The sequence below is a fragment of the Pseudoduganella rhizocola genome (assembly GCF_045984285.3).
GTDB lineage: Bacteria > Pseudomonadota > Gammaproteobacteria > Burkholderiales > Burkholderiaceae_D > Rugamonas.
Genome location: NZ_JBJQIK030000004.1, coordinates 235,246 through 252,003, shown reverse-complemented (window position 1 = coordinate 252,003; position 16,758 = coordinate 235,246). Strand labels below are relative to the sequence as shown.

The 16,758-nt window shown below is 64.6% G+C and carries 19 protein-coding genes; 6 read left to right on the top strand and 13 right to left on the bottom strand.

From position 1 onward, the window contains the following. Positions 1-10: 10 nt before the first annotated feature. The 3 genes from ACJRPG_RS11435 to ACJRPG_RS11425 are packed head-to-tail and all read right to left on the bottom strand — an operon-like array spanning position 11 to position 2,240. On the bottom strand, positions 11-1,006 hold the full coding sequence (locus ACJRPG_RS11435) for an alpha/beta fold hydrolase (protein ID WP_408000206.1): 996 nt from the start codon (positions 1,004-1,006) through the stop codon (positions 11-13). Beyond that, positions 1,006-1,500 carry a thioredoxin family protein gene (locus ACJRPG_RS11430; protein ID WP_408000500.1) on the bottom strand — a complete coding sequence of 165 codons (495 nt, stop codon included), beginning with the start codon at positions 1,498-1,500 and terminating at the stop codon, positions 1,006-1,008. The genes ACJRPG_RS11435 and ACJRPG_RS11430 overlap by 1 nt, the downstream gene beginning before the upstream one ends. Before the next feature lie 38 nt (positions 1,501-1,538). Next, complete coding sequence (locus ACJRPG_RS11425; protein ID WP_408000205.1) at positions 1,539-2,240, bottom strand: cytochrome c biogenesis CcdA family protein; 702 nt, start codon at positions 2,238-2,240, stop codon at positions 1,539-1,541. A gap of 170 nt (positions 2,241-2,410) precedes the next feature. Between ACJRPG_RS11425 and ACJRPG_RS11420 the strand changes: the two genes are divergently transcribed. The 3 genes from ACJRPG_RS11420 to ACJRPG_RS11410 are packed head-to-tail and all read left to right on the top strand — an operon-like array spanning position 2,411 to position 4,576. Then, positions 2,411-2,533, top strand: a complete 123-nt coding sequence (locus tag ACJRPG_RS11420) for a hypothetical protein (protein WP_408000204.1) — start codon at positions 2,411-2,413, stop codon at positions 2,531-2,533. A 1-nt stretch (position 2,534) separates the two neighbouring features. Continuing rightward, positions 2,535-3,275, top strand: coding sequence for a response regulator (locus ACJRPG_RS11415; protein WP_408000203.1), 741 nt, complete (start codon positions 2,535-2,537; stop codon positions 3,273-3,275). Further along, positions 3,272-4,576, top strand: coding sequence for an ATP-binding protein (locus ACJRPG_RS11410; protein ID WP_408000202.1), 1,305 nt, complete (start codon positions 3,272-3,274; stop codon positions 4,574-4,576). Before ACJRPG_RS11415 ends, ACJRPG_RS11410 begins: the two co-directional genes overlap by 4 nt. Here the strand turns inward: ACJRPG_RS11410 and ACJRPG_RS11405 are convergent, their stop codons facing one another. Then, a complete protein-coding gene (locus ACJRPG_RS11405; RefSeq protein WP_408000201.1) occupies positions 4,577-5,017 on the bottom strand; it encodes a MarR family winged helix-turn-helix transcriptional regulator in 441 nt (146 codons plus the stop codon). Between the two features lie 128 nt (positions 5,018-5,145). Here ACJRPG_RS11405 and ACJRPG_RS11400 point away from each other — a divergent pair, with 128 nt between their 5' ends. Further along, entirely contained in the window at positions 5,146-5,562 is a 417-nt protein-coding gene (locus ACJRPG_RS11400) for an organic hydroperoxide resistance protein (RefSeq protein ID WP_408000200.1), read from the top strand. 3 nt (positions 5,563-5,565) lie between these two features. On the opposite strand, the gene ACJRPG_RS11395 is transcribed toward ACJRPG_RS11400, so the two are convergent. Beyond that, positions 5,566-6,462: a helix-turn-helix domain-containing protein gene (locus ACJRPG_RS11395; protein WP_408000199.1), complete on the bottom strand. Its 897-nt coding sequence runs from the start codon at positions 6,460-6,462 to the stop codon at positions 5,566-5,568. Between the two features lie 94 nt (positions 6,463-6,556). Here ACJRPG_RS11395 and ACJRPG_RS11390 point away from each other — a divergent pair, with 94 nt between their 5' ends. Beyond that, a complete protein-coding gene (locus ACJRPG_RS11390; RefSeq protein WP_408000198.1) occupies positions 6,557-7,519 on the top strand; it encodes a proline dehydrogenase family protein in 963 nt (320 codons plus the stop codon). Here ACJRPG_RS11390 and ACJRPG_RS11385 read toward each other — a convergent pair. The 8 genes from ACJRPG_RS11385 to ACJRPG_RS11350 form a co-directional block, all read right to left on the bottom strand. Beyond that, on the bottom strand, positions 7,483-8,577 hold the full coding sequence (locus tag ACJRPG_RS11385; protein ID WP_408000197.1) for a serine hydrolase domain-containing protein: 1,095 nt from the start codon (positions 8,575-8,577) through the stop codon (positions 7,483-7,485). The two genes, ACJRPG_RS11390 and ACJRPG_RS11385, sit on opposite strands and share 37 nt — an antisense overlap. An 11-nt stretch (positions 8,578-8,588) precedes the next feature. Then, positions 8,589-9,599: a histone deacetylase family protein gene (locus ACJRPG_RS11380; RefSeq protein ID WP_408000196.1), complete on the bottom strand. Its 1,011-nt coding sequence runs from the start codon at positions 9,597-9,599 to the stop codon at positions 8,589-8,591. A gap of 18 nt (positions 9,600-9,617) precedes the next feature. Then, positions 9,618-11,213 carry a glutamate--cysteine ligase gene (gene gshA / locus ACJRPG_RS11375; protein WP_408000195.1) on the bottom strand — a complete coding sequence of 532 codons (1,596 nt, stop codon included), beginning with the start codon at positions 11,211-11,213 and terminating at the stop codon, positions 9,618-9,620. Between the two features lie 134 nt (positions 11,214-11,347). Continuing rightward, positions 11,348-12,181 carry a peptide chain release factor N(5)-glutamine methyltransferase gene (prmC, locus tag ACJRPG_RS11370; RefSeq protein WP_408000194.1) on the bottom strand — a complete coding sequence of 278 codons (834 nt, stop codon included), beginning with the start codon at positions 12,179-12,181 and terminating at the stop codon, positions 11,348-11,350. Then, positions 12,178-12,648 (bottom strand): disulfide bond formation protein B, encoded by a 471-nt coding sequence (locus tag ACJRPG_RS11365; RefSeq protein WP_408000193.1) that lies wholly within the window; start codon positions 12,646-12,648, stop codon positions 12,178-12,180. Before ACJRPG_RS11365 ends, prmC begins: the two co-directional genes overlap by 4 nt. Before the next feature lie 172 nt (positions 12,649-12,820). Beyond that, positions 12,821-13,897, bottom strand: a complete 1,077-nt coding sequence (gene prfA, locus ACJRPG_RS11360; protein ID WP_408000192.1) for a peptide chain release factor 1 — start codon at positions 13,895-13,897, stop codon at positions 12,821-12,823. A gap of 87 nt (positions 13,898-13,984) precedes the next feature. Beyond that, entirely contained in the window at positions 13,985-15,259 is a 1,275-nt protein-coding gene (gene hemA, locus ACJRPG_RS11355) for a glutamyl-tRNA reductase (protein ID WP_408000191.1), read from the bottom strand. 81 nt (positions 15,260-15,340) lie between these two features. Then, positions 15,341-16,030 carry a response regulator transcription factor gene (locus ACJRPG_RS11350; protein ID WP_408000190.1) on the bottom strand — a complete coding sequence of 230 codons (690 nt, stop codon included), beginning with the start codon at positions 16,028-16,030 and terminating at the stop codon, positions 15,341-15,343. Positions 16,031-16,260: 230 nt separating this feature from the next. Here ACJRPG_RS11350 and ACJRPG_RS11345 point away from each other — a divergent pair, with 230 nt between their 5' ends. Continuing rightward, the gene (locus ACJRPG_RS11345; protein WP_408000499.1) at positions 16,261-16,755 is read left to right on the top strand and encodes a hypothetical protein; all 495 of its coding nucleotides are present in this window, start codon (positions 16,261-16,263) and stop codon (positions 16,753-16,755) included. The last annotated feature ends 3 nt before the right edge of the window (positions 16,756-16,758 follow it).

Sequence of the window (16,758 nt, the reverse complement as noted above, 5' to 3'; positions counted from 1 at the left end):
AACCACAGGCTCAGATCAGGCTAAGTACCGCATCGACGAACGCTTGCGGCGCTTCCTGAGGCAGGTTATGGCCTGCGTCCGCGATAATGCGGTGCGTACGCGGACCCCTGAACTTCGCGGCCTGCGCCTTGCCGTCATTCGCCGGGACCACGCCGTCCGAGCCGCCGTCCAGCGTTACGGCGGGCACGGTAATAGGCGGCAGGGCTGCCAGTCTGCGCTCCAGGGCCGCGTACACCGGGTCTTCGGCCAGCAGGCCAAGGCGGAAGCGGTAGTTGTTGACGATGATGTCCACATAATCCGGATTGTCCAGCGAGACCATGCTGCGCTCGAAAGTCGCGTCGTCGTACTTCCACTTCGGCGAGTTGTAGGACCAGATATGGCGCGCGATGGCGCGGCGGTTGGCAGCCAGCCCGGCGCGGCCACGCTCGGTGGAGAAGTAGTACTGGTACCACAGGCCGGCCTCGATGCTGGCCGGCGCAGGCAGGTGGGCATTCGGAATGTCCTGCACCAGGTAGCCGTTGACGGAGACAATGCCCACGCAGCGCTCCGGCCACAGCACGGCCATCACGCTGGCCGTGCGGGCGCCCCAATCGTAGCCCGCTATCACGGCACGCTGGATACCCAGCGCATCCATCAGGTCGAGAATATCCTGCGCCACTGCGCTTTGCTGGCTGGTGCGGCGCGCCGCGCTGTCGAGGAAGCGCGTGGTGCCGTGGCCGCGCAGGTGCGGTACGATCACCCGCATGCCTTTTGCCGCCAGAATCGGCGCCACATCCACGAAGGAATGAATATCGTAGGGGAAGCCGTGCAGCAGGATCACGGCGGGGCCGTTGGCTGGGCCGGTTTCGTAATAGCCCACGTCCAGCACACCCGCGCGTACCTGTTTGATCGGGGCCAGCGGCTGCGCGCTGCCGGCGGCGAAGGCGGAGCCGCCGAGGGCCATGGCGCCCGCGGTGAGGGCGGCTGCGCCAAGCAGGCGGCGGCGTTGCAGGTTTGGTGTGCTCATTATTGCGCTCCCGTGTTTTGTGCCAGCAGGCGCTGGATGGTGGCTTCGGTTTCCGCGTACTTGCCCTCGCCGAAGTGGGTATAGACAACCTTGCCGCTCTTGTCGATCAGGTAGAAGGCGGGCCAGTACTGGTTGCTGTAGGCATTCCAGGTGGCGTAGCGGTTGTCCTGCGCCACCGGATAGCTGATGTTGAAGCGCTTGATGGCGGTCTTCACATTGTCCGTGCTGCGCTCGAAGGCATATTCGGGCGTGTGCACGCCGATGACCACCAGGCCCTGGTCCTTGTACTTCTTGTGCCAGCTGCTGACGTAGCCCAGCGTATTGACGCAGTTGATGCAGGAATAGGTCCAGAAATCGACCAGCACGACTTTGCCGCGCAGCTGCGCCATGGTCAGCGGTTCGCTGTTCAGCCACTTGTCGATGCCCGTGAATTCGGGCGCGGTGGTGCTGGTGCGCAGCTGGCCGGCGGAGGCGATGGCGGTAGTGGCGAGCATGGCGACGGTGGCGATGGTTTTCAGTGGCGAGTACATGATTACAGTCCTTTCAGGTCAGGGAAGAGATTGGCGGCCCAGGCGTAGGCCAGCACGTCGTACTGCAGGTAGATGGCGAGCGCGGTGGCAAGCACCAGCACGCCGAAAGTTTTTTGCAGGCCTTCCGCATGGCGGGCCAGCAGGCGCACACGCTGGGTGGCGAACTGGCCGCCGTAAACGATGGCCAGCATCGGAATGGCGGCGCCCAGCGCATACAGCGTGATCAGGGAGGCCGACCAGGCCGGATCCTGCGCCTTCACCACCAGCGCGAGGATGGAAGCCAATACGGGACCGGCACAGGGCGTCCATACGGCGCCCAGCGACATGCCGAGCACAAAGCCGCCGCCATTGCTGTCGTTCGCCGCTACCTGCGGCATGCTGAAGCCCAGGCCCTGCAGGCGCTGCGTCAGCCAGTCGTAGGGCTGCGGCCAGATGCGCAGCAGGCCGGAGATGGCGAGCAGCGCGATGGCGGTGTTGCGCAATGCTTCCTGTGCCACGTGGATAGTGCTCGACACGGCGCCCAGCAGCATGGCGAAGGAAGCGAAGGTGAGGATGAATCCCGCCACGATGTAGAGCGGACGGCGCGAGGAGCGCTGCTGGATCGAGCTGCCCAGCAGGATCGGCAGCACCGGCAGCACGCATGGCGAGGCAATGGTGAACAGGCCCGCCAGGAAACTCAGTGGTATTTCGAGGATGTTGTGCATGTTGGACTCCGTCGTTTTGTCGATGTGTCCATTAGATTCCTTGCACGTATCCAGCTTGTGTCCGGGTTGGCCCCTTTTTGCAATGTTGTGTGTACAGTCCCGCCGTAGATACACTGGGATACAAAACCCCGTCCGGCATCCGCTATAAAGTAGCCAGAAGGAGGACGGAAATGAGGAAATTTTTTGCGATACTGGCGTTTCTGGCAGGCGGCATCGCCACCGAAATGCGCAATCCCCTGCAATGCACGACCATTCCGGCCAGTGCCGGAAAACTGAAACGCCCTGAAAAATAATATGGACACTACCGACCACATTCTGATTGTCGATGACGACCGCGGCATCCGCGAACTGCTTTCGGCTTATCTGGAGAAGAACGGCCTGCGCACTTCGCTGGCCGCCAACGGCCGCCAGATGCGCGCCGAAATGGAACAGGCTGTGCCCGACCTCATCGTGCTGGACCTGATGCTGCCGGGCGAAGATGGCCTCACCCTGTGCCGCGAGCTACGCGCCGGCAAGCACCGTAATATTCCTGTGTTGATGCTCACTGCGCGCAGCGAGGAAACCGACCGTATCGTGGGCCTGGAAATGGGCGCCGACGACTACCTCACCAAGCCCTTCGCCGTGCGCGAGCTGCTGGCCCGCATCCGTTCCGTGCTGCGCCGTGCGCGCATGCTGCCGCCGAATATGCAGGTCAGCGAGCCGTCGGAAATCATCTCCTTCGGTGACTGGAAGCTGGATACCGTGGGGCGCCACCTGCTGGATGCCGATGGCGTGGAAGTGGCGCTGAGCGGCGCCGAATACCGGCTTCTGCGCGTATTCCTCGACCATCCCCAGCGCGTGCTCACGCGCGACCAGCTGCTCAACCTTACACAGGGCAAGCAGGCCGACCAGTTCGACCGCTCCATCGACCTGCTGGTGAGCCGCCTGCGCCAGCGCCTGCGCGACGAACCGCGCGAGCCGCGCTATATCAAGACGCTGCGCAGCGAAGGCTATGTGTTCTCGTCGTCGGTCATCCTGAGCGGCGGTGCAGCGTGAAAGGCTGGCCGCAGAGCCTTGTTGCGCGGGTGGTGCTGATCCTGGTGGTGGCGCTGGCCTGCTCGCAAACGCTGGCCTTCTGGCTCACGCGCATGGAGCGCGACAAGGCCACGACGGACATCATGATGGGCTACATCGAGCGCGAGGTCGTCAGCTCGGTGGCCTTGCTGGACAACCTGCCTCCGGAAAAGCGTGCGGAATGGCTGCCGCGCCTTGCCCGCCGCAGCTATGACTTCATTCTCGGTCCCGGCATCACCGGCGCGCCGCCGGACAAGCAGCTTTCCAGCATGATCGCCCGCTATATCGCGGACGGCATCGGCAAGAGCTATCCGCTCACGGCGAACGCGGTGCCGGGCTCGCGCGAGCGCCTGCAGGTGCATCTCCAGCTCAGCGACGGTTCGCCGTTGACCATCGATATCCGCCCCATGCACGGCGCGCCGCTGTCGGACTGGCTGCCGGTGCTGCTTGGCGTGCAATTGCTGGTGCTGGCGCTGTGCTTCTGGTTCGCGGTGCGCATTGCGGCGCGGCCCCTGCACCAGCTGGCCGAAGCGGCAGACGCATTGGGACCGGATCTGCAGCCGGTGCGCATGCCGGAAGACGGGCCATCCGAAGTGGCGCGCGCCGCGCGTGCCTTCAATGCCATGCAGGACCGCATTGCCGGCTACATCGCCGAACGTGTGCAGATTCTCGCCGCCATCTCGCACGACCTGCAAACGCCGATTACGCGTATGCGCCTGCGTGTGGACATGATGGACGATGAGGCGCAGCAGCCCAAGCTGCAGCAGGATTTGCAGGAGATGGAAAATCTGGTCAAGGAGGGCGTTGCCTATGCCCGCAGCATGCACGCCACGTCGGAGGAACCGCGCCTGATCGACCCTGATGCGCTGATCGATACGCTGGTGTTCGACTACCTGGACGAAGGCCGCGACGTAAAGCTGCGGGGCAAGGCGGGTGCAGCGCTGATGACGCGCCCGCAGGCCCTGCGCCGCATCCTCGGCAACCTGGTGGACAACGCGCTGAAATACGGCGGCAATGCCGAGATCGAAGTGGACCGGCTGCAGGCCGGTGTGCTGGAGATCCGCGTGATGGACCGCGGTCCCGGTATTCCGGAGGACATGCTGGAAGCCGTATTCGAGCCGTTCCGCCGCCTGGAAGAATCACGCAACCGCCAGACCGGCGGTACAGGTCTTGGCCTGGCCATCGCGCGCCAGCTGGCGCAGGCCATGGATGCCACGCTCACCTTGCATCCCAGGGATGGCGGCGGACTGGAGGCGCGCCTGCTGCTGAAGGCGCCCCGCTGATCAGCCGCGGTTCTTCGTAGACTTGACCAGGTTATCGCGCAGTTTGGACACGGATTTCTGCGTGGTGGCGAATTCGCCATCCGTCATGCCGCAGGCGTCGTACAGCGTGATGTTGAACGCCTTCTCGCGCAGCGCGCGGCCGGCGTCGGTCAGGCTCACGCGCACCTGGCGCTCGTCCTCCGGATCGCGCTGGCGGCGCAGGTAGCCGCTCGATTCCAGCTTCTTGAGGATCGGCGTCAGCGTATTCGATTCGAGGAAGAGTTTTTCGCCAAGGCTGCTCACGGTCTGGTTGTCCTCTTCCCACAGCGCGATGACCGTGATGTATTGGGTGTAGGTCAGGCCCAGTTCGTCGAGAAAAGGCTTGTAGGCCTTGCCGAAAGCAAGGTTGGCCGAATACACGGCAAAGCACAGGAAATCGGCGAGTTTGCGCGGTGAGGACATGGTCGCTCCGGGTCGAGGGTTATATATCGGACGCGATTTTATCGCAAAAGCTTGACATCGGCAAAATTTGACGTAATATGTGACGCATCCGATGCAATCGCATACGGATAAATTAAAGGAAATTCAACATGAGCAAGATCGACAAGGTGCTTTACACCGGCAAAACCCACACCACCGGCGGCCGTGATGGCAGCGCTCGCAGCGACGATGGCCGCCTGGCCATCAAGCTGTCCCCTCCCGGCAGCTCCGGCGAGGGCACGAACCCCGAGCAGCTGTTCGCGGCCGGCTGGTCGGCCTGTTTCATCGGCGCCCTGGGCAAGGCCGCTCAGGTGCTGAAGGTGGCGCTGCCGGCGGATGTGGCGGTGGATGCCGAGGTGGACCTGGGCACCGGCGAAGGCGGCTACTTCCTGCAGGCGCGCCTGAACATCAGCCTGCCGCGCATCGAGCGCGAAACGGCAGGCAAGCTGGTGGAACTGGCGCACCAGACCTGCCCCTACTCCAAGATGACCCACGGGAATATCGACGTGGAGCTGAACCTGGTCTGAGGTTCAGGACTGCATCGCCCGGCGGAAGGCGCTGGGCGAGCAGCCCGCTGCGGCGCGGAAGCGGTGGCTGAAGTGGCTGAGGTCTGCATAGCCGCAATCATCCGCAATGCGCTGCAGGGGCTGTGCCGAATGGCGCAGCAGCTGGCGTGCACGGTCGATGCGGCGTGCAGCGATCCAGGCATGCGGCGGCATGCCGAACGAGGTGCGGAACATGCGCAGGAAGTGGTACTCCGAGAGGCAGGCTATCTCCGCCAGCATGCCGAGCGTGAGTGGTGCAGCCAAATGCGCTTCGATGTATTCGCTGACGCGGCGCCGTGTATGCAGCGGCAGGCCGCCGCGCAGCGCCTGCTGCCGTGGGCTGCTGCCCTGCAGCCGCAGCAGGCCGCTGAGCGCTTCATGCGCCAGTGTATTCGCGCGCAATAAGCCGTCGGCACCATCCCAGGAGATGGCGGCGAGCTGTCCGCACAGGGCGGATAGCGCCGGCGGCCTGCGGTAGTGGCGGTCGTCCAGCTGCACCAGGCGCGCGTCGCAGTCCAGCTCCAGCACCGCACGGCGCGCGATATTCTCCGGCGTGAAATAGAGATGCAGGAAACGCAGCTCGCCGCGCACCAGCCAGCGCGAGGCATGGTCTTCCGGCAGGCTGCAAAGGTCGCCATCCGCCAGCACGCCGTCGCGCGCATTGAGACGCTGCGTGCCGTCGCCGCTGTCGAAGTAGCAGGCCAGCGTGTGGTGGCCGGGCTGTGCGTAGGCGATCTCCAGCCCCGGCGTGGTGCGCTGCCACAGCGTGAGCGCCATGCCTTCGCCCAGCTGCAGATGGCGCAGCGGCGCCAGGCCGGTGGCCGAGAGGCCGCCGAACACTGTTTCCGGCCGTGCCGGCTGGGGAGGGGTATCGCGTTCCATCGATTTACTGTAGCACAATGCACTGCGCAATTTCTGACAAGCGCCGCGGCCCGCGGGCTGGCATCATGGCGGCATCCCAGTGAAAGGAAGCCACGTGACCGAGAATCCGCTTATCCAGCAGGCCGCAGACGCCCTGCGCGCCCTGGCCCTGAACGAAGACGCCAAGGAGCGCTTCTGCAAAGACCCGCTGCTGCAGCCCTTCATGCATCGCGTGTCCCGCCGCTATGTCGCCGGCCACACCGTCGATGATGCGCTGCGCCGCGTGGCGGAAATGACGGCGCGGGGGCATAAGGCCTCGGCCGAATACATGGGCGAGAGCTGCCATGACGAAGCCTTTGCCAATGCCGAGACGGAAGTGTTCCTGCAGCTGGTGCAGGGGCTGGCTGCCGGCGGCCATGACTGCTCGGTTTCTTTCGATCTTTCGCACATCGGCGCGGTGGTTGATCCGGAGCTGGGCTACCGCAATGCGCGGCGTATCGCCACGGCAGCCGCGCAAGCAGGCCGCGAGATCATGATATCGATGGAGAACCACGAGCGCACGGACCTGATCTACGGCCTGTACCGCCGTCTGCACGAGGAAGCAGGGCTGCACAACGTGGGCATCACGATTCCCGCGCGGCGCCACCGCAGCGTGCAGGACCTGGCCATGCTGCTGCAGCTGCCGGGCCGTATCCGCCTCGTGAAAGGGGCTTTCCATGAGGACGAAACGGTGTCCTGGCCGCGCACCAGCCCCGGGCTGGCGAGCGCCTACCGCGAACATGCAGCCACGCTGCTGCGTTCCGGCCATTTGTGCTCGATTGCGACGCATGACCGCAGCATCCAGCGCGACCTCACGGCCCTGATCCGCAGCGAAGGCATTGCGCCGGGCCGCTATGAATTCGAATCGCTTGACGGCCTGGGCACGCAGCAGATCGATGAGCTGCACGCCCAAGGGTTCGCAACGCGGGAATACACGGTGTTCGGCGCGGAGCACTTCCTTTATGTGCTGAACCGCATCGCGGAAGAACCGGTGCGCGTGTATCAGGCCTTGCTGGACGTGCTGGATTCGAAACCGTAGCTCACGTCCATCAGCGCGCTTGCGACGTGGCCCACTTTCTGGTGCGGGTAGCTGGTGTGGTTCATCACGATGACCGACTGGCCGTCGGCCAGCACCCGGCGTGCCACAAGGCGGAAGCCGCCGTTGGAACCGTCTTCCCATGCCGCTTCGCGCATCTGGCCGGCGATGAGTTCCACCTGCGTGCGCCCGCCGAGGGCATAACGCTGCTTCGGCATCTGCACGCGCATCAGCACCTGCCGCGCCGCCGGCGACAGGATCTGGCCACCGAGCACGCCATCCATCAGGCGCAGCATATCGGGCGCACTGGCGTAGAAGCCGCCGGCCATCGCCATATAGCCTGGTATGGCACTCACCTTGCGCTCGAAAGGCGGATTCGGAGCGGAATAGGCGACTGCCATTCCCGGCACCGCGCTCGACTCGCCGCTGAACAGGCCACTCTCCGTGAGCCCGAGCGGTGCAAGCACCCATTGCTGCAGGCAGTCCGCATAGGACTTGCCGCTGGCCTGCTCGACCACCGCTTTCACGATCAGCCAGTTGGAATGCGAATAATCCCAGTCCGTGCCGGGCTTGAAGGCCAGGTCGCCGCTGGCGTAGCGCTTCACGGCCTCCATCTGCTCCAGCTCCGTATAGGCAACCTGCCGGTCGGCCTTGCGCGCCGCTACCACGTCGTTTGGCACGCCGCTGGAATGGCTCAGGAGGTGGCGCAGGGTGAGCTGCGCGCCCGTATCAGCGCGGTAGGCGGGCAGGTAGCGTGTGATCGGCTCATCGAGCTTCACCAGGCCGAGGTCCACCATCTTCATCACCACGATGGAAGCGATCCATTTGGATACCGAACCGCTTTCGAAGCGCGTGGACGTGGCAAGCGGTGTGCCGGCCTGCGGATCGGCCTGGCCTATGGCCTGCGCGTAAAGGATTTTGCTGCCAAGGCCGGCCACCACTACACCATGGAAGTCCGGGAACCCGGCCAGCGCAGCCGCATAGCGGTCTTGCGAGGCAGCGCGGACAAAGGGGCTGAGCGCAAGCGCTCCGGCAAGGCCGATGCATTGGCGACGGTTCAAGCAGTTCTCCTTTACAGTGCGGTTTCGAAGCCTTCCAGTACGTTCACGGTATTGACGCCCAGCTCGCGCAGCGCGCTTCCGCCTTCAAAGACGAAGCAGGTGGGCAGTCCGAGCCAGGCCAGGCGTTCACCGATGCGCAGGTAGTCGGCGGTCTGCAGGCCGAAGCCGTGATGCGCTTCACCGTAGAAGGTGTTCGCGCCCAATGCTACCACCAGTGCATCCGGGCGGTACATCGACAGCCGCACGCAGGCTGTTTCCAGCGCCGCAAACCAGTCGGCGCTTGCTGCGCGCGGCGCCAGCGTGAGGTTGGCGTTGTAGCCGTGGCCCGGGCCTGCCCCGGTTTCGTCGGCATAGCCGCTGAAGAAAGGATAGCTGCCGCGCGGGTCCGCGTGCAGCGAGATGCACAGCACGTCGGCGCGGTCGTAGAAGATGGACTGGGTGCCGCTGCCGTGGTGGTAGTCCAGGTCCAGCACCGCCACGCGCTGCAGGCCGTCGTCCAGCAGGTGCTGTGCAGCCAGTGCCGCGTTATTCAGGAAGCAGCCGCCGGTGAAATAATCGGCGCCGGCGAAATGGCCGGCCGGACGGGTGAGCACGAAGGTGCTGCGCTCGCCGAGGCGCAGCGCATGGGCGGCATTCACTGCGCAGTCGGCGCCGGTTTTAGCAGCGATCCAGGTGCCGGCGCCGAGCATGGTGGTGGCGTCGGCCGAATAGAGGCCGAGGCGGGCGCTGAAGTCCTGCGGCTCTGCATCCGCGCGCATGCCGCGGATCGCGAAGCCCGATGCCACAGGCATGGCGTTGGCATTCGCAGGCGACAACGAAAGCCACTCATTCCACGCCGTGCGCAGGAAATGCAGGTAGCGCGGGCTGTGCACCCGCTCCAGCGACATCAGCGGCACGCCCTGCGGCGTGACGATGCGGCCAAGGCCGCGCCGCCCCAGCTCGGCCAGCACGGCATCGATGCGTTCGATGCCATCGGTGGCACTGAGTTGCTGGCTATGCTGTTCGTTGAAGAAGGTGAGCACGATAGGCCCCGGCGGCGTTCAGCTGCGGTTGGGGCACAGGTTGCTGGCGCGGTAGGCCTTCACGTAATCGTCGAAGCTGCCGGTCTGCACGCGTTCCATCTCGGCCTGCTGGGCCAGCGATTCCTCGGCCAGTTTCGCGAAATACGATTCTTCCAGCGCGCTTGGCGGATGCGAGCGGAAGTACGCTGCGTGCTTCTCGCTCTGCTCCAGGCCGAACTTTGCGAAGGAACGGCCATTGGCTTCCAGCGCACGCAGCACGGCGGCAGACGGCGTGGCGTCCGGGTCCTGCAGCTTGGCCAGCTGCGCCTTGATGGCATCGGCGTGCGCGCTGTCGCCGCGCAGGGAGTCCAGCAGTTCGGCGGCCGGGCGGATGCGCTCCAGCAGCTCCATGCCCCAGTCCTTCAGCGGCACAGGCTTGCCATCCTTTTCCAGCATCAAGCCCGGACGGCGGCCTTCCTTGACGGTGCGCGCAAAGTTGTTCGCATAATGCTCGCCCTGCAGCGAAGTGATGGACGGGCTTTCTTCCAGTGCGCAGAACAGCAGGAAGGTATCCAGGAAGCGGCCTGCCTGCACATTGATGCCGACCGGCTCGAATGGATCCACGTCCATGCAGCGCACTTCGATGTACTGCACGCCGCGGTTGCACAGCGCCTGGATCGGGCGCTCGCCGGTGCGGATCACACGTTTCGGGCGGATGGTGGAGTAGTACTCGTTCTCGATCTGGATCACATTGGTCGAGAGCTGCTGCCATTCGCCGTTGGCGTCCTTGATGCCGAACTTCTGGTAAGGCTCGTAGGGCTGGTTCACGGCGCGGGTGAGCGTGGCCACATAGCTATCGAGGCTGTTCTCGTGCGGACGCAGGCCCGATTGCGCATCGTTCTGATAACCGAGGTCGCTCATGCGCAGGCTGGTGGCGTAAGGCAGGTAGAGCGTGTCGTCCGACAGCGTGTCCAGCTTGTGCGGGCGGCCGCGCAGGAAGCTGCTGTTCAGGGCCGGCGATGCGCCGAACAGGTACATCAGCAGCCAGCTGTAGCGGCGGAAGTTGCGGATGGTGGCCAGGTAGGCTTCCGACTGGTAGGCCATCGGCGACAGGCGGCGGCCGGTGGTCTCGTGCTCGTCCAGCAGGCGCCACAGGCGCTCGTCCAGCGAATAGTTGTAGTGGATGCCCGCAATGCATTGCATCGCTTTGCCATAGCGCAGCGCCAGGCCGCGGCGGTACACGTGCTTCAGCATGCCCAGGTTGGACTTGCCGTACCACGCGATTTCGATGTCCTCTTCAGCCGGCAGCTGGCTGGGCATCGACTGGCTCCACAGCAGCTCGTCGCCTAGTTTGGTGTAAGCGAAGCGGTGGATGGAATTGAGCTTGTCCAGGGTGATGGCGATGTCGCTTTCGGCCGGCGTGATGAACTCCAGCAGCGTCTCGGCGTAATCGGTGGTGATCTGTTCGTGGGTCAGCGCGGAGCCGAGGCCTTTGGGATGCGGCGTATGCGCCAGGTGGCCGTCCGGCTGAACGCGCAGGGTCTCGCGTTCGATGCCGCGTAAGCCGCCCCGCAGCACCTCACGGTGCCGTTCGTCGGCCAGCAAGGCCAGGCGGCGGGTCAATAGATTGGACAATTTGCTCTTCCTTTCTTGTGCAGCTAACAAAATGCTGGTGCGAGATTAACCGATATTGGCAACACGCGTGTGACCCGGCCAGAAAATAGCATTTTAACAAAGGTAGTTGCACCGCTGTCTGGGCGCTGCCGCACTCAGGACGCAGGTGCGCGGCCGCCGCTGACGCGTTCGATGCCGGCCAGGTCGGCCCAGCTCTGCACCTCGCTGAAGCCTGCCTGTGCCAGCAGTTCGCGTACGGCTTGCGGCTGGTCGTAGCCATGCTCCATCAGCAGCCACCCCTGCGGCGGCAGGTGCCGGGCTGCGCCGGCGATAATGGCGCGCAAGGCGGAAAGGCCGTCGGCGTGGTCGGTCAGCGCGCCGGCGGGTTCGAAACGCAGGTCGCCTTCGGACAGGTGGCGGTCACCCGCGGCGATATAGGGAGGATTCGAGACGATGAGGTCGAACTGCTCGCTGCCCACGGCCGCATACCAGCTGCTTTCGAGGAAGCGCACGGTGGCGCCATTGCTGGCCGCGTTGCGTGCGGCGGTGGCAAGGGCGTCCTTGCTGACATCGAGGGCGCTGACCTGGGCATCGGGCCGCGTGTGCGCCAGCGCCACGGCGATGGCGCCGCTGCCCGTGCCCATATCGAGCACGCGGCCTTTGGGCGGCAGGCGTTCCAGCGCCAGTTCCACCAGCAGCTCGGTTTCGGGACGCGGAATCAGCACGGCAGGCCCCACCTCGAAAGGCAGGCCATAGAACTCGCGCTGGCCGAGAATATAGGCAACCGGCTCGCCGTCCAGGCGGCGCTGCAGCAGCTCGGAGACACGGAACGACTCTTCCTCGTTAAGCACGCGCTCGGACTGCGTTATCAGCGCAGTGCGGCTCAGGCCGAGCGCATGGCAGACCAGCAGGCGCTGGTCTACCGGATCGAGCAGGGGCTGGCGCTGCAGGGCGCCGAGGGTGGTGCCGGGTGCGACCAGCCCGGTCATGCGCGGCGGCGCAGCAGCACCCAGAACAGCGTGAACGTCAGGATGACGAACCACACGGCCGACCATTGGGGAATGGACAGGCCGAACAGCGTATCGGTCGCGCTTTCGCACAGGCCGTCGGCCTGGAACAGGAAGGGCAGGGCGGTCGCGGTCGGAATCTTGTTCAGGAAGGTCTCCATCGGATCGATACCGCAGGACAGGCCGGGATGCGCCAGCACATACAGGTGCTTGCCGACGACGCCGAGGCCGCCGAGGGCTGCCAGCAGGGCGATGCCCGCCCCCAGCTTGAGCTTGCTGGAAAACGCGCCGATCAGGCAGCCGATGCCGATCGCGATAAACAGATAGCGCTGGATCACGCACAGCGGACAAGGCAGCATATTCATCGCATGCTGCAGGTACAGCGCAACGCCGATCAGGCCGAAACTCACGGCCGCGGTGGCCAGCAAAACAGAACGGGAATTCATCATCAATATCACCTTAACAAGGGGCCGCGCCATTCTCGCACAAACCCAACAGTTCAGCTCGCGACACCATGGGGCCAGGCCCCTCCTGTCGCGGACTCAGCCATGAGCCGTGAGCCGTGGACTGCTGAGTCCGCGACATGAAGGGGCTGGCCCCATGGTGTCGCGGACTCGGCTGTCAGTCGCCGAGGGCGGCGAGCTGTTCGGCCTGGTGTTCGGCGGCGAGGGCGTTCGTGAGCTCGGTGAGGTCGCCGTCCATGATCATGTCCAGCTTGTAGAGCGTGAGATTGATGCGGTGGTCGGTCATGCGCCCTTGCGGGAAGTTGTAGGTGCGGATGCGCTCGCTGCGGTCGCCGCTGCCGATCAGGCTCTTGCGCGTCGCCGCTTCCTTGCTCTGCTGCTCGCGCAGCTGCACGTCCTTGATGCGCGCCGCCAGCACCTTCATCGCCGAGGCCTTGTTCTTGTGCTGCGAGCGGTCATCCTGACATTCCACCACGATGCCGGTCGGCAGGTGGGTGATGCGCACCGCGGAGTCGGTCTTGTTGATGTGCTGACCGCCCGCGCCCGATGCGCGGTAGGTGTCGATGCGCAGGTCCGCCGGGTTGATGTGCACGTCTTCCACTTCGTCCGCTTCCGGCATCACGGCCACGGTGCAGGCCGAGGTATGGATGCGGCCCTGCGTCTCGGTGGCCGGCACGCGCTGCACGCGGTGGCCGCCGGATTCGAACTTCAGTTTCGAATACGCGCCGTTGCCGATGATGCGGGCGATCACCTCGCGGTAGCCTCCCAGGTCGCTCTCCGAGGCGCTCACGATCTCCACCTGCCAGCGGCTGCGCTCCGCAAAGCGTGTGTACATGCGCAGCAGGTCGCCCGCGAACAGCGCCGATTCGTCGCCACCCGTGCCGGCGCGGATTTCGAGGAAGATGTTGCGCTCGTCGTTAGCATCCTTCGGCAGCAGCATCTTCTGCAGGTCGAGTTCCAGGCCTTCCAGGCGCGCCTTGCCGCTGTCGATTTCTTCCTGCGCGAATTCCTTCATGTCCGGGTCCGACAGCATCTGCTGCGCTTCCGCGATATCGGCCAGCGCCTGCTGGTAGTCCTTGTACAGCGCGACCAGAGGCTGCAGCTCGGCGTGCTCGCGCGTCATCTTGCGGTAGCTGTCCATATTCGAGGTCGCGCCTTCGGACATGAGCAGTTCGTCCAGCTCCACGAGGCGGTTGGCGAGTTGGTCCAGCTTGGCCAGCATTGATGGTTTCATAGGCTTCGGTTCGATGATGTTGCGCCGGGGCGGCGCGGGAAATGCGGGAAGGCCGCCACGAAAGGACGGCAGCGGGAAAGGGCGCCGCTAACGGCGGCCGCGGTAAAGCTGTGGCAGCAGTTCGGCCAGCTGGGCGCGCTCGTCGCCCTGCGCACGGTGCAGCGCCTGCTGCGGACCGTGCATGAATTTGGCCGTGAGGCCTTTGGACAGCGCTTCCAGCACCGTCTCGATATCCTCGCCCTTCGCCAGCAGCTTGCGCGCGCGCTCCAGTTCCAGCAGGCGGATCGCTTCGCCGTTCTCCTGCAGGTGCTGGATCACAGGCACCACGGCGCGGTCGTCGATCCAGTGCATGAAGGACTGCACGCGGGTTTCGATAATGGCTTCGGCCTGCGCCACGGCGGCCTGGCGGTTTTCCATACCGGCCTGCACCACCTTGCCCAGGTCGTCCACCGTGTACAGGAAGACGTCGTTCAGGCGGCCCACTTCGGCCTCGATATCGCGCGGCACGGCCAGGTCCACCATGAACATAGGCTTGTGGCGCCGTGCTTTCACTGCGCGCTCCACCATGCCCAGGCCGATCAGCGGCAGCGAGGAGGCGGTGCAGGAAATCACGATGTCGTACTGGTGCAGCTGGTTCTGCAGTTCGGCCAGGCGGATGGCCTTGCCGTTGAAGCGGTGCGCCAGCACTTCGCCGCGCTCCATGGTGCGGTTGGCGATGGTGATCGATTTCGGGTTCTGCGCCGCGAAGTGCGTGGCGCACAGCTCGATCATCTCGCCCGCGCCGATAAAGAGCACGTTCTGGTCGGCCAGCTTGTCGAAGATGCGCTGCGACAGGCGCACGGCAGCTGCAGCCATCGATACGCTGTGCGCGCCGATTTCGGTGGTGCTGCGCACTTCCTTGGCCACCGAGAAACTGCGCTGGAACAGCTGGTGCAGGTAGGTGCCCAGGCCGCCCGCTTCGTCGGCGGTGCGGATGGCGTCCTTGATCTGGCCCAGGATCTGGGTTTCGCCCAGCACCATCGAGTCCAGGCCGGAGGCCACGCGGAAGGTGTGGCGCACGGCGTCGTGCTGCGGCAGCATGTACAGGTGCGGACGCAGCTCGGCATAATTCAGCTTGTGGAAATCGGCCAGGAAATGGGCGCCCGCGTCCAGCGGATTCTCGGCATGGCTGGCCGCATAGAGCTCGGTGCGGTTGCAGGTGGAGAGGATGGCCGCTTCGTCGCCGCCGCGCCCATCCAGGCGCTGGAACCAGTTGCGCGCTTCGGCAACGGCCAATCCCAGCTGCTCAGGCGCGAACGCCAGCCGTTCGCGCAGGGCGACGGGAGCTGTGGTGTGGTTGAGGCCGACGGCAAGAAGCTGCATTTCCGGGTTCGATAAAGTCGTTGCCGCCCATTATAACGTGCTACGGCGGGCCGGACTTTGCGGCCCCTGGGACAGAATGTCTCAGGCGCCCAGCTTTTCCAGGCGGTAGCCGTAGCTGTAGACCGGCACCAGGCGGAAGCCGTTCTCCGGCTTGAGCTGGAGTTTGTTGCGTACGCGGGACACGTGGGTGTCCATGGTGCGCGAGGGCACGTCGGTTTCGCGTATCCACACGGCCTCATGGATATAAGCGCGCGACAGGGGGCGGCCGATGTTGCGGAAAAACAGCAGCGCCAGGTAGAACTCCTTGTGCGTCACGTCCAGGACATTGCCATCCATGAGCAGGCGGCCGGGGCGGGTTTCGAAGACGTATTGGCCAAATTGCAGCTGTTCGGCGCCGTTCTGGCTGGGGAAGGCCCGGCGCAGCAGGGCCTGCACGCGCGCCACCATCTCGCTGCGGCGCAGCGGCTTGATCATGTAGTCGTCGGCGCCGGCATCCAGGCCGGCCACGATATCGTCCTCGCCCGAGCTGGTTGTCATGAACATCACCGGGGCTTTTTCGGTCAGGCGTTCGCGCGCTTTGCGCATCAGTTCGGCAGCCGACATGCCGTCGACCTGCCAATCCATGATGAGCATGTCGTAGTTGTCCTTGCGCAGTTGCGCGAGCAGATCCTTGGCGGTCTGGAAACCGTGGCAGACGTGCCCGGCCGACGTCAGCACCTGGCTGATCAGATCGGTCTGGGTACGGTCGTGATCAAGGACTACGATTCTCATGAGATAAAAAGGTCTGTAACGCGAAGTTAAGGCATGGTCACAGGAATATAACAGAGATTTACAAGAAAAGTTTCTAAATAAACCAATTATTTCTGTCAAGCACTACACTTCGTAGCAGTGCGAAGCTGTCTTGCGATTACACGGTACACTGGTTAACCCCCCTTTTCAATGGGGATTTACATTTGGCAACTCTTACAGGGGATCGAATCGTGGCCGATGACTGGACGGTGATGCCTGCCAGCCAGCAGGAAATAGCTGCGGCAAGAGAGCGCTGCCGGCGCCTGGTGCGGCGGCGCGCGACTGTATCGGCGGGCATGGCGGCGATTCCGATTCCCGGCATGGATGTGGTATCGGACCTACGGTTGTTCACCCAGCTGATCGATGACGTCAACCGCGAATTCGGCCTGACGCCGGAACAGATCGACCGCCTGCACCCCAAATACCGGCTGATCGCGTATGAAGCGGCGATCGGCGTCGGCGGCATGCTGGTCGGCAAACTGGTGACAAAGGAACTGGTGCTGCGGCTGCTGCAGCGCAGCGGCATGAAACTGCTGGCGAAGCAGGCGACGAAGGTGGTGCCGCTGGCGGGCCAGGCGGCCTCGGCGGCAATCGGCTTCTTCGCCTTCCGCCAGATCGGCTACCAGCACGTAGACGCCTGCGCCCGCGTCGCCGGCGAACTCCTTGCCGCCGTCGCTCCCGCGAAGGCGGGAGCCCAGGGGAGCTAACGC